The organism is Anabaena azotica SJ-1 (assembly GCF_047275885.1).
GTDB lineage: Bacteria > Cyanobacteriota > Cyanobacteriia > Cyanobacteriales > Nostocaceae > Trichormus_B > Trichormus_B azotica_A.
The window spans coordinates 5,596,086-5,608,931 of record NZ_CP178454.1 but is presented as its reverse complement, the minus strand read 5'-3'; the positions used below and the strand labels follow the sequence as shown (position 1 = coordinate 5,608,931).

At 37.9% G+C, this 12,846-nt stretch carries 12 protein-coding genes; 8 read left to right on the top strand and 4 right to left on the bottom strand.

Annotated elements, in window-relative coordinates; genetic code table 11:
• Positions 1-382: 382 nt before the first annotated feature.
• From ACLLO5_RS24420 to rsmH, 3 genes are all read left to right on the top strand, one after another.
• On the top strand, positions 383-1,630 hold the full coding sequence (locus tag ACLLO5_RS24420) for a DUF4912 domain-containing protein (RefSeq protein WP_413173069.1): 1,248 nt from the start codon (positions 383-385) through the stop codon (positions 1,628-1,630).
• Positions 1,631-1,731: 101 nt separating this feature from the next.
• The gene (locus tag ACLLO5_RS24415; protein WP_413173068.1) at positions 1,732-2,658 is read left to right on the top strand and encodes a phosphodiester glycosidase family protein; all 927 of its coding nucleotides are present in this window, start codon (positions 1,732-1,734) and stop codon (positions 2,656-2,658) included.
• A gap of 89 nt (positions 2,659-2,747) precedes the next feature.
• Positions 2,748-3,644 (top strand): 16S rRNA (cytosine(1402)-N(4))-methyltransferase RsmH, encoded by an 897-nt coding sequence (gene rsmH, locus ACLLO5_RS24410; RefSeq protein ID WP_413173067.1) that lies wholly within the window; start codon positions 2,748-2,750, stop codon positions 3,642-3,644.
• Between the two features lie 66 nt (positions 3,645-3,710).
• On the opposite strand, the gene ACLLO5_RS24405 is transcribed toward rsmH, so the two are convergent.
• Both ACLLO5_RS24405 and ACLLO5_RS24400 read right to left on the bottom strand, forming a co-directional pair.
• The gene (locus ACLLO5_RS24405; protein WP_413173066.1) at positions 3,711-4,418 is read right to left on the bottom strand and encodes a hypothetical protein; all 708 of its coding nucleotides are present in this window, start codon (positions 4,416-4,418) and stop codon (positions 3,711-3,713) included.
• Positions 4,412-5,692: an AAA family ATPase gene (locus ACLLO5_RS24400; protein ID WP_413173065.1), complete on the bottom strand. Its 1,281-nt coding sequence runs from the start codon at positions 5,690-5,692 to the stop codon at positions 4,412-4,414. Before ACLLO5_RS24400 ends, ACLLO5_RS24405 begins: the two co-directional genes overlap by 7 nt.
• Before the next feature lie 250 nt (positions 5,693-5,942).
• On the opposite strand from ACLLO5_RS24400, the gene ACLLO5_RS24395 reads away from it, so the two are divergent.
• Positions 5,943-6,962: an ATP-binding cassette domain-containing protein gene (locus tag ACLLO5_RS24395; RefSeq protein WP_413173064.1), complete on the top strand. Its 1,020-nt coding sequence runs from the start codon at positions 5,943-5,945 to the stop codon at positions 6,960-6,962.
• 239 nt (positions 6,963-7,201) lie between these two features.
• Here ACLLO5_RS24395 and ACLLO5_RS24390 read toward each other — a convergent pair whose 3' ends face one another.
• The gene (locus ACLLO5_RS24390) at positions 7,202-7,585 is read right to left on the bottom strand and encodes a hypothetical protein (protein ID WP_413173063.1); all 384 of its coding nucleotides are present in this window, start codon (positions 7,583-7,585) and stop codon (positions 7,202-7,204) included.
• Positions 7,586-7,799: 214 nt separating this feature from the next.
• Between ACLLO5_RS24390 and ACLLO5_RS24385 the strand changes: the two genes are divergently transcribed.
• From ACLLO5_RS24385 to ACLLO5_RS24375, 3 genes are all read left to right on the top strand, one after another.
• Positions 7,800-9,389, top strand: coding sequence for a B12-binding domain-containing radical SAM protein (locus ACLLO5_RS24385; protein ID WP_413173062.1), 1,590 nt, complete (start codon positions 7,800-7,802; stop codon positions 9,387-9,389).
• A gap of 186 nt (positions 9,390-9,575) precedes the next feature.
• Positions 9,576-9,857, top strand: coding sequence for a hypothetical protein (locus tag ACLLO5_RS24380; RefSeq protein WP_413173061.1), 282 nt, complete (start codon positions 9,576-9,578; stop codon positions 9,855-9,857).
• The gene (locus ACLLO5_RS24375; RefSeq protein WP_413173060.1) at positions 9,842-10,240 is read left to right on the top strand and encodes a type II toxin-antitoxin system PemK/MazF family toxin; all 399 of its coding nucleotides are present in this window, start codon (positions 9,842-9,844) and stop codon (positions 10,238-10,240) included. The genes ACLLO5_RS24380 and ACLLO5_RS24375 overlap by 16 nt, the downstream gene beginning before the upstream one ends.
• 372 nt (positions 10,241-10,612) lie before the next feature.
• Here ACLLO5_RS24375 and ACLLO5_RS24370 read toward each other — a convergent pair whose 3' ends face one another.
• A complete protein-coding gene (locus tag ACLLO5_RS24370) occupies positions 10,613-11,131 on the bottom strand; it encodes a DUF29 family protein (RefSeq protein WP_413173059.1) in 519 nt (172 codons plus the stop codon).
• Positions 11,132-11,325: 194 nt separating this feature from the next.
• On the opposite strand from ACLLO5_RS24370, the gene ACLLO5_RS24365 reads away from it, so the two are divergent.
• Entirely contained in the window at positions 11,326-12,834 is a 1,509-nt protein-coding gene (locus tag ACLLO5_RS24365; RefSeq protein WP_413173058.1) for a UbiD family decarboxylase, read from the top strand.
• The last annotated feature ends 12 nt before the right edge of the window (positions 12,835-12,846 follow it).

Genomic DNA, 12,846 nt, shown 5'->3' with positions numbered 1-12,846 from the left:
TACAGTTTAGGCTCGCTCGATTTTTATAAGTCATGAAATCTTGACATAAAATCCTCTGTTTACGCCTTATGTCATGAAATCATAACATGATGATCCCCAAAGGGCTGATAAATTCGTCAAATAGACGAAAAACCGTCTTCTTACCCCTTGCTCACTAGGCATGAATACCTGTTAATATTTCTTTAACAAAAGCACACCGCTGATCCCGAAGAAATGCTAATCACGGCAGGATAAGGAATCAGAGGTTTGTGAATTGTTTTTTTAAAAAACACACTAAAACACTTATAAACTGGGCAAAACCAGGAGTCAGTAATAAGAAATTCATCTGGGAAACATTATTATAACCCGGATAAATAATTTAACACTACTGGAGGCCAAATCAATGGCAAAAGAGCGCCCGCCGCTAGAGGAGATGACATTAAGGCAGCTTCGTAAAGTTGCTAGTGAATATGGCATTTCTCGCTATAGCCGAATGCGTAAATCTCAATTGTTGGCATCAATTCAAGAAGTACAGCGCAACAAAGTTTCGCTTAGTCCATCTCGTTCACTGGAGGCACAGGAAACCGTGGAAGCAGCAAAATTTGAATTAGGTCAGGAAGATCGTACTGGTGGTTCTCTCGCTGATGTGGATGAGGGACTGGCAGATTTACCAGGTGGTTACGGAGAAAGTCGGATTGTTCTGTTACCACGCGATCCTCAATGGGCTTACACATATTGGGATATTCCCAATGATCATAAAGAAGAATTGCGCCGCCAAGGTGGGCAGCAATTAGCACTGCGGATTTATGATGTTACTGATATAAACATTGAGTACCAAAGTCCTCACAGTATCCAAGAATATCCTGCTGATGAACTGGCAAGAGAATGGTATTTACCAGTTCCTGTGAGCGATCGCGATTATGTGATCGATATTGGTTATCGTACCGCAGATGGTCGTTGGTTGATATTGGCTCGTTCTGCTAGAGTTCACATTCCTCCTGTTTATCCTTCTGACTGGATTGAAGATGTCTTCATCACTGTAGACTTTGAAGAAGACTTGCGCGGTAAGACTAAGTACGAACTAGTTCCCCCAGCCAAGAAAATCGCCACTGCTGCTGCTGGTGCAGGTGGAAACCCCATTTACGACCAAATCTTTGGTATGGCAGAATCTGCCGAAGCACAACGAGTTGCTGGTTCTCTGTTCGGTTCCATGCAGCACGTAGCCGGTTCTGTACGTCCAGAACAAGCTATCAGTTCCTACGTCTTCCCATCTGGTGTGGGTATGTGGGCAGTTCCTACCGCATCTGGTATCAATATGTCCGGTGTGGGTATGTCTGGTGTCGGTTTCTCAGCTTCTGCTGTACCAGTACGTCCCCGCAAATTCTGGTTAATTGCTGATGCGGAATTGATTGTATATGGTGCAACTGAACCAGATGCAAATGTAACTATTGGTGGTCGTCCCATTAAACTCAATCCAGATGGTACATTCCGCTTCCAAATGTCCTTCCAAGATGGTGTAATTGACTACCCAATTTTGGCTGTTGCTGCTGATGGTGAACAAAGCCGTTCTATTCACATGAAGTTTGAACGTGAAACACCTTCTCGCAATACCAATACTAAGGAAGAAGCTGTTCTGGAATGGCTTGCGTAAGGCTTGAATTTTACATTACGTCATAACTGCATTTTTTAATATTCCCCGTTATAGTAATCCTGTAGCGGGTTTTTTTTGATTAGAACCGCAGATAAACGCAGATGAACACGGATAAATTGTTTTTGAAATCTATTTTGATCATTACCACAGGTTTATTATTAGGTTGTCAGGATAGGGTAGCTAATTCAGCACCAAAACCAGCAGGTAATTGTCCGGGTAATAATTCTCAGTTTAGTATTGAATTTTTTAAGACTAATAATAAAGGTGAAAGATACACTAAAGGTATCAATCATGTGATTATTTTTAATCCTAAATCACCAGCTTTAGATTTTAAGGTGAATGTGGGATTAGCTCATAAAATATATGCTAAAGATGCTAGGGGAAATTTTCGGAAAGAATACATACCTAAACAGTTTAGTCAACTGATTACAGATGAAAATTCCCAGTTAAATGGTAAATCACCAATTGCGGCTATTAATGCTGACTATATAGATACTGTGCATAAACCCCAAGGGTTAAATATTTCTCGTGGGGTAGAATATTCTGGTGCATTTAAAAATAAACGTTCTTCGTTTGGGATATCTGGAGGAAACCCAAGGGAACGAATAGCTACTATTGACACTGGGAGACGAGGGGCAAATTTTCTGAATTATAATTTGGTGGGAGGTAATGGCAGGTTTTACCGTCAAGGTAAGTTTAAAGATATTTGTCAAGCTTTGGGTGAATTTGCTTGTAATGGTGCAACTAATCGCTCTATGGTAGCAGTTACAAGCAAGGGTTATGTGATTTTGTTGGTGAATGATGTGAAAGCTAGTTCTAGTATTCAAACTTCGGCAATTAATAAGGAGTTATTACCAAGTCAGTTTGATGATGTGTTGTCAGGAATTGCTACTAATAATTGTTTAGGAAGAATTCAAGAAGGGATGTTATTTGATGGAGGAATGTCTCCGGGGTTATATTACAATCAGAAAACATATTTGGAAAATTTTGGTCCTATTGGTTCGGTGTTTTTGATTTATAAAAAGTGAATACACTATACTCTAATACCGCAATCAGATAACCCGTACTTTAGATATCACAAGACTTACAACCCTATTCTCTGTTCCCTTTTAATATAATGCAATCAGATTTACAAACATCACTAGATTTAGATGAAATTGCTTTTTCTCATGTTCCTGTTCTGAGTCAGGAGGTGATTGAGGGTTTAGCGGTAAGTCCGGGTGGACATTATTTAGATTTAACTGTCGGTGGTGGTGGCCACAGTCGGTTAATATTAGAAACTGCGGAAGATGTGAAAGTCACTGCTGTTGATCAAGATGAGGCTGCTTTAAAGGCTGCAAAAGCTAACTTAGCTGAGTTTGGAGATAGGGTAAACTTTATTCATAGCAATTTTGCTAATTACGATTTTCCTGCTAATACATATCATGGAATTTTAGCGGATTTGGGTGTGAGTTCCTATCATTTGGATAACCCAGAAAGAGGTTTTAGTTTTAGAAATACGGCCAATTTAGATATGCGTATGAACCAGCAACAATCTTTAACGGCTGGTGATATTATTAATGAGTGGGATGAAGGCGAATTGGCAGATATTTTCTTTAAATATGGTGAGGAAAGACTTTCTCGAAGAATAGCGAGAAGAATTGTAGAAAAGCGTCCATTTCACACTACTACAGAATTAGCCGATGCGATCGCCTATTCTGTTCCTCCTAAATACCGTCATGGCAGAATTCACCCCGCTACCCGTGTTTTCCAAGCTTTAAGAATAGTAGTTAATGATGAGTTAAAAGTTTTAGAAACTTTGATAGATAAAGCACCTCATTCCTTAATTCCTGGTGGGAGAATCGCTATTATCAGCTTTCATAGTTTGGAAGATAGGCTGGTCAAACATGGTTTAAGAAATTTACCTCTGTTGCGAGTCTTGACAAAGAAGCCAATTCTAGCTACAGAAACGGAAATTGCCGAAAATGTGCGATCGCGCTCTGCTAAGTTGAGAATAGCAGAAAGAAAAGAGTAGATTGCAGAAGTCTTGCTTTTGTGTTTATTACCGCATCAATTAATAAATTAAATATTAATTGCGTTGTTAGCGACATAAATTGTTTAGACAGTTATACATTGATTGAAATAAGGGACATTTTCGTTGAACTTCGCTTAGCTGTATTAATAATAACATTAAAGAAGTATGTAATCCTTTAGAAAATCGTGTCGTACTACTATCAAATTCTTCAAGGATACTTGACTCAATTAATGCTTCTGATAGCTTTTCTTGACAGCAATCTCTTTCAGGGTCATACTCACTAAATGATTCAGGATGCTCAAAAGGAATGTTTCTTTGGCTACTTAACCACCAACGCATTCTTTCATGTCTACCACGAAAATCTGGATGTTTACCTATTGTATTATCCCAATCCGCAATAATCCAAGCTTCTAATTCAGGTGCAGCAAAAGCAACAAATTTCTCTATATCAGCACATTCAGGTATTTTAGATAATGCTTCTAAAATTTTTTCTCTTTGTTTAATATGATTGCGACAATCTAAATCATCAAATACTAAAATTAAATCACATTTATTTGGTTCATATTGTAAAGATAGCGGTAGTCTTTCACTAATTTCTGTGATTAAGCTTTTACCTGTTTTACCATAACTATTTTGCTTACCAGGTTTAGAACCTTTTTTCTTTTTCACTGGTGTTTTACGTTCAAATCTACAACCAGGAAAATTTTTTTCTAAAAAAGGAATTAGTCCAGCAACTTCAGCCTCACCACCACCAGCAAACACCCATACTACCACGGCCACCCTCCAACATTAGGATCACCAACACGGTATAAATCTCCTAATTCCCATCCTTCTTCTAAACTGGGACTGAGGATTTCTTTTGAAAGTGCTTTCATAGCAAAATGGTTTTTATCTTCAGAGTAAAAACAATATACATTTTCTAAACAATCTGTGAAATGATCTAAAAGATCGGGACTGTGTGTAGTAATAATAATTTGGGTTTTTCTTGCTGCTTGTTTAATCCATTCAGATAAAATTCGCATCCATGAAACGTGCAAACCTAATTCTGGTTCATCAATGACTAACAATGAAGGAAGTACAGGAGAATGTAATATAGTTGCCCAACATAACATCCTTACAGTTCCATCAGATATTTCACTTAAATAAAAAGGTTCTTTACTATCTTCAAAATACCATTCCAAAGTTAAAGATAATCTGCCCGAACGTATAGGACGAAGGCGACGAGTTTTAGGTAAAATGGACTTCATCGCTTGGTTAATGCTATCTTCAAAATCAATATTTTCCTGAATTAAATTATCTAAAACCAAGGGTAAATTATCCCCAGAAGCAGATAAATAAATATCACTTCCTCCTATTTTTGGTTCGGAAGTTCTAATTTGGTTCAAGTCCATATTATTGGCGTTATAAAATTGCCACTTGGAAATAAAATCAATTAAATATCTTCTGATTTTATAAGCTGGTGTATAGTAGGGACGTAATTTGCTGCTTTCAAAAAATAATGGAAGAACATCAAGCCCTAAAACTGACACATTCTTAAAAATCTTATTATAATTAGAACCAAAATCTATCACATGATTTTGCCCTTCTTGATCAGAAATTGATATATTTCTATTATCTACATCAAAAACATAAAAATAAAATCCAGATGAATCTGATAAAGTTTCTCTGTCAAGGATCAATGTGTGCTGTTTTCGATCAACATAGATATTGAATTCAAGTTTTATATTTTTATATATCAATTCATTAGTTTGTTCAATCTCAGAAAAACAATAGCTAAAATTAATAACCGCAGGACTTTCTACACTATTATCTAAAATTCTATCAGCCCCAATTTTGCTAACTGCATCCTCAAAACTACTCACACCACGACTTTCAGCAGGAATAGTAGTTAAACAATCTTTTAAAAATTTCAAACAACTGATAAAATTGCTTTTACCTGAACCATTAGAACCTATAAAAATATTGAGTCTGTTTAACTCGACAGGCTGAGGTAAAGACAAATTTTTATAATTTTGAGTAACAATAAATTGTAAAATAGGTTGATTCATAATTTTGAAAACTTAATTTTGAAAACTTATCTATATCTAACTGGCGGAACTACTGATATAACTAATTAAACAAGTTTGCACTTATACATAAAATAATCATCTCCCTCTAGGATACAGGAAATAAGCGTGGCTTTGCCTCTAACCTACACTTTATCAAGAATAGTAGAACAGAACTCATCACAGCTAACGCCTAACTCGTACAATAGAAGATAGATTGTTGAGAATTGTATAGTTAGGGATTATAGCTGTCATGGTTGCCGCCGTTTTAATTGAAAATCTACAAAAACGTTACGGTACTGTCGAAGCCGTCAAGAACGTTTCCTTTCAGGTACAACCGGGAGAAATCTTTGGTTTACTCGGTCCTAACGGTGCTGGTAAAACCACTACTCTGAGGGCTTTGTGTACCCTGACTACTCCTGATGCTGGGAAAATCGAAGTTTCGGGAATTTCGGTTTTAGATCATCCTAAATTAGCACGGCAAAAACTGGGTTATGTAGCCCAGGAGGTGGCTTTAGATAAAATGCTGACTGGTAAGGAGTTGTTAGAGTTGCAAGCGGCACTTTATCATCTTCCTGGTGCAGTGATCAAACAGCGAATTAACACAATCTTGGATTTACTTGGTTTACAAGAATACGCAGATAAAAAAACAGGAACTTATTCCGGTGGTTTACGCAAACGTCTAGATTTGGCTGCGGGTTTACTGCATTCTCCAGATGTGTTGGTATTGGATGAACCAACGGTAGGATTGGATATTGAAACCCGGTTTGTAGTGTGGGAGTTTTTACGGAAACTACGTGCTGCGGGAACTACAGTTGTCATTACCAGCCATTATTTAGAAGAAATTGACGCTTTAGCTGATAGAGTGGCAATTATAGATCGAGGTACTGTGATTGCTACTGGTACACCTTCCCAATTAAAAGATCAAGTGGGAGGCGATCGCATTACTTTAAGAATACGCGAATTTTCACCCAGTGACGAAGCCGACAAAGCCAAAAACCTACTTCAAGAATTACCGTTTGTGCAGGAAATTATTATTAATAATGCCCAAGGTAACTCTTTAAATTTAGTTATCACACCCCAAAATGACGCATTAATTACAATCCAAAAAGCTTTAAATAATGCAGGTTTACCAATTTTTGGTATCGCCCAATCTCGTCCTAGTCTAGATGATGTTTATCTGGCCGCGACAGGAAGAACTTTATTAGATGCAGAATTAGCTGCTGTAGCAAATCGTGATCCCAAAGCCGAGAAAAAGCAAAATATGAGATAGGAGGAAGGGGGAAGGTGACAGGTGACAGGAGTTCAGGAGTTCAGGAGTTCAGGAGTTCAGGAGTTCAGGAGTTCAGGAGTTCAGGAGTTCAGGAGGCAAAAGGCAAAAGGCAAAAGCTTATTTATTCTCCCCTGCTTCCCCTGCCTCCCCTGCTTCCCCTGCTTCCCCTGCCTCCCCTGCTTCCCTGCCTCCCCTGCTCCCCTGCTCCCCTGCTCCCCTGCTCCCCTGCTCCCCTGCACCTACTCCGAAGATTCCCCATCTCTGCGTCCGAGTTCATAAATACCTGCACCCATACAAGCGAGTATACCTGTGCTAATTCCCCAACTATCACTTAAACTGATTTTTATCACCCAGTTAAACAAAGCACCAGCGATGATAAAAGGAACAATGCTAAAAAGCGAGGCGTAAAAAGCGTTTTGTGCTTCTCTGGCCTTGCGTGTTTTTTCAAATTCTGTTTGACTAGTATACAGCGATCGCTCGGCGAAATTAAACCACCGATTTAGTTGTTCTGTCACCCATTCACCGATTGGAGAGAAAGCAAGATATAGCGCCAAAGACCACAAACACGATCCTGCGATCGCAATTTTATCCAACTCAAATCGAAAGGGCAATATATCCAGCATGGCATCGGGTAATTTGGCAATATTTAATTTTACCCTAATCTCGATGATAAATAGTGCTATTAGGGTACATTAGCTCAAGCTGGTCAGGATTTGCTTCAAAATATCAGATATTATTATTAATAAATAAACCGTATCATTGACTTATCATCAACATATTTTCAGTCTTTGTTGAAAATAAACTTACAAACCAAATTCAGGTTTTGCAATTGACATCATGAATGTTTTACTTATATATCCGTTGTTTCCAAAAAGTTTTTGGTCTTTTGAAAAAACACTAGCTTTGCTAGATAGGAAAGCCATGTTACCACCATTAGGCTTGGTAACAGTAGCCGCAATTTTACCCCAAGAATGGAATTTTAAGCTAGTAGATAGGAATATACGCCAAATCACCGAAGCAGAATGGGCTTGGGCAGATTTGGTAATTTTATCAGCGATGATTGTCCAAAAAGAGGATTTGCTTGCACAGATTCAGGAAGCAAAGCGTCGTGGTAAGCGTGTGGCTGTAGGTGGACCATACCCGACAGCGTTACCCAACGAAGTCACAGATGTGGGAGCAGATTATTTGATTTTGGATGAAGGAGAAATTACTTTACCATTATTTATAGATGCAATTTCCCGCGGTGATTCTTCAGGGATATTTCGCTCTGGTGGTGAAAAACCAGATGTCAGCACTACTCCCATTCCGCGTTTTGACCTATTAGAATTTGATGCCTATGCGGAAATGTCGGTACAATTTTCCCGTGGCTGTCCCTTCCAGTGTGAATTCTGCGATATTATCGTCCTCTACGGTCGTAAACCCCGCACCAAAACACCAGCCCAACTCCTCGCAGAACTTGATTATCTCTATGAATTAGGTTGGCGACGCAGTATTTTTATGGTTGATGATAACTTCATTGGCAATAAGCGTAACGTCAAATTATTCTTGAAAGAACTACAACCTTGGATGGTTGCACATCATTATCCCTTCTCCTTTGCCACAGAAGCTTCCGTTGATTTAGCCCAAGATCAAGAATTGATGGATGCAATGGTAAAGTGTAACTTTGGGGCTGTGTTCTTGGGAATTGAAACCCCCGACGAAGAAAGCCTTGCTTTTACTCAAAAATTCCAAAACACACGAGATTCCCTCAGCGAAGCAGTATATAAAATTACGCGCTCAGGGTTACGAGTCATGGCAGGTTTTATTATTGGCTTTGATGGTGAAAAATCCGGTGCTGGGGCGAGAATTGTTAAATTTGTCGAACAGACTGCTATTCCCACCGCTTTATTTAGTATGCTGCAAGCCCTGCCTGATACAGCATTGTGGCATAGATTAGCAAAAGAAAACCGACTCCGCAGTAAATCTGCCAACATCAATCAAACCACATTGATGAATTTTGTTCCTACAAGACCTTTAGAAGAAATAGCCAGCGAATATGTAGAAGCTTTTTGGGAACTATACGAACCATCACGATTTTTAGACCGTGCTTACCGACACTTCCGCATTTTGGGTGAAGCAACCTATCCTAAAAAGGGCAAAGGTGCTAAAAAACCAGTGAATTGGAAAGTATTGCGGGCTTTGTTGACAATTTGCTGGCGACAAGGTGCTTTACGTAATACCCGTTGGCAATTCTGGCGTAATCTCTGGAATATGTACAAACATAATCCTGGTGGTATTAGTAGTTATTTAGCCGTATGCGCTCAAATTGAGCATTTCTTGGAATATCGTCAGATTGTGCGAGATCAAATTGAGGCTCAAGTGGCTGAATTCTTAGCAGCAGAAGCACAAGTTAAGCTTGAAGAAGAAAAAGCTCAAGTTTTAGTTTAGAGGCTAGGAATTACGCAAAAATTATCCCCAACTTCTGTTTCTCTGTTTCCTCTGAGAGCAGATGTAGGGGAAAAATTAGCCCCAAAGACAAAGGATACAAGCCATTCAAGAAATGGAAAATATTGAAATTGTCTATGATACAATAGAATCAAAGTCAAAAAATATAACTACATAAATATAAAAAATATGAACAACCTATCAATTCCAGCGCAAACATTACAGGAAGCATGGGAAAAAGGTTTACAGCAAGGTTTAACCCAAGTTGCTGTAAATATGTTACGAGAAGGTATTGATTTAGATTTTATTGTTAAACTAACTGGACTGCCATTAGCAGTAGTTAAAAATTTACAAACTGTTGATATAGATGATAATAAAATTTTAGTTAAAAACTTTTTAGAAATGAGTGAATCATCGTTAAATAAAATTTGGCTTGAACCAGAGGAAGACGAAGCATGGAAGGATCTATAGAACCCTTAATTAAAGGTAATGTGATATCTGTTCCTTTTCCTTTCTCTGATACATCTACCACAAAAAAACGACCAGCTTTAGTGATAGCAGAATCAGACCATTATAATATTATAATTTGTCCTATTACCAGTAAACCAGGTAGAGATTATGAGATTAAGTTAGAAGATGAAGATTTTAGGGTTGGTAAATTAAATTTAAGTCCTTGTTATATTCGCCCTAATATTATTGCTACGGTTGATAAAAGTAACTTAATTCGGTACATTGGAAAACTCAAAGATGATAAACTTAATCAAGTGATTAGTACAATTATTGAAATTATAGAAAAGCCATCATTACCACCACCAGCATCGAAAGCTTGGGAAAGAAGCAAAAAACCAAAATGATGAAATACCCAGATTACCGACTTATTTTTTAATTAATTAATGTTGTCATACATAAATTGTAAATTGATATGTTTGTCATGTATTCTTTAGAGGCAGAGCCTCTTATTAGCATTCCCAGTCTGAGACTGGGAACGAGAAATTCATCAAATATTTAATTTATAAATAGTGTATTTTTCTTTGTGTTATAATAAGAATCTAACATAATTAACATTGCCAGTAAATTATAGCAATAACAACCGAAATGATGAAAAATAAAGAATTTTATGTAGTGATTGAAAGAGATGAAGATGGTATATATATTTTAGATCCGCAAATCCTACAACAAATCTTGATTATTGATCGCATATTTTCTATATAATTTATCTATATTAATCATCTTTTACCTAACTTCCAATCTTCACCACCAGGTAACTGGGTTAAATAATCATCAACCACTGCGGGTAATTCCTTAATTGAGTAATTATAGGTCAAATTCAACAAACTTTGTGATTGATTAATCACAGCCAATTTATCAACCATTTTTGTTAACTGAAATGGACTGTAAACACCGTTCATGACTTCATCACTTACTTCTCGAATAGCCTCCTCAAATTCATCTTCTAACATTGATTCCCACTCATCTATTTTGATATAGTAAGAATTTTTATTATCTTGTAAATTTATTTTTTTTATTTCTCTAATAGAACTGCGAATAGAATTAGCCCAAGAATTAGTTAATCTTTTTTCTACCAGATTTTTAATTAAATGAATCATCAACCTCAATAAAAAAGATTGAATGTTTCTTAAAATTACTTGTCTACCCATCCCCTCTAACTCATCTACAATAGCTAAAGCATCACTATAACGTTGTTCTAAAATACTATTTCTGAGGTCTATTAATTCCTGTGTCATTGTTTGATTAACCTCACAGCAACAATATCTTTAAAATAACATATTTTTACATAAATATCTATATTAAATTATCCGCGTTTATCTGCGTTCATTCGCGTTTAATTATGTAAATCTCAATTTATTAAGTACAAAAAAACTACCCAAAGATCAAGTTAAGATCAAAAAGACTTTACACTTCTTAATTCTTAGGGAACATGGCGCGAGATTTACGGGGATTTATTAAAATTCTGGAAGAGAGAGGACAATTAAAGCGAATTTCGGCTTTAGTTGACCCAGATATGGAAATTGCCGAGATTTCCAACCGAATGCTACAAAAAGGTGGGCCAGGATTAATATTTGAAAATGTTAAAGGTGCATCTTTCCCCGTTGCGGTCAATTTAATGGGGACAGTGGAAAGGATATGCTGGGCGATGAATATGGAAAAACCAGAGGAGTTGGAAACCCTGGGAAAGAAACTGAGTATGCTTCAGCAACCCAAACCACCTAAAAAGATTTCCCAAGCGATAGACTTTGGTAAAGTGCTGTTTGACGTGGTGAAAGCCAAACCGGGAAGAGATTTTTTCCCCGCTTGTCAACAGGTGGTAGTGGAAGGGGATAATTTAGATTTAAATAAGTTGCCGTTGATACGTCCTTATCCGGGAGATGCCGGAAAGATTATCACGTTAGGATTAGTAATTACCAAGGATTGTGAGACAGGAACGCCAAACGTGGGTGTGTATCGGCTACAACTGCAATCCAACAACACCATGACCGTACACTGGTTATCAGTGCGGGGTGGTGCGAGACATTTACGCAAAGCAGCCGAACGTGGTAAAAAATTAGAAGTGGCGATCGCACTTGGTGTAGATCCTTTAATCATTATGGCAGCTGCCACACCCATTCCGGTAGATTTATCAGAATGGTTATTTGCAGGGCTTTATGGCGGTTCAGGGGTGCAATTAGCCAAGTGTAAAACAGTAGATTTAGAAGTTCCCGCAGATTCAGAATTTGTCTTAGAAGGAACAATTACCCCAGGGGAAGTTTTACCCGATGGACCTTTTGGGGATCACATGGGATATTATGGCGGTGTGGAAGATTCGCCATTGGTGCGTTTCCAGTGTATGACACATCGCAAAGACCCGATTTATCTGACCACATTTAGCGGTCGTCCACCCAAAGAAGAAGCAATGATGGCGATCGCACTCAACCGCATCTATACCCCTATTTTACGGCAACAAGTATCAGAAATAGTCGATTTCTTCCTACCCATGGAAGCATTAAGTTACAAAGCCGCGATTATTTCTATTGATAAAGCATATCCTGGACAAGCAAGAAGAGCAGCTTTAGCTTTTTGGAGTGCCTTACCCCAATTCACATATACTAAATTTGTGATTGTTGTGGATAAAGATATCAACATTCGTGATCCGCGTCAAGTTGTTTGGGCAATTAGTTCTAAAGTAGACCCTTCACGGGATGTATTCATATTACCAAATACACCCTTTGACACCTTAGATTTTGCTAGTGAAAAACTCGGTTTAGGGGGAAGAATGGGCATAGATGCAACCACAAAAATGCCCCCAGAAACTGAACATGAATGGGGTGAACCATTAGAATCAGATGCTGATGTTGCTGCAATGGTAGAAAGACGCTGGGCAGAATATGGTTTAGCAGATTTAAAACTAGGAGACGTTGACCCCAATTTGTTTGGGTATGATATGAAGTAAGACTCATACTTG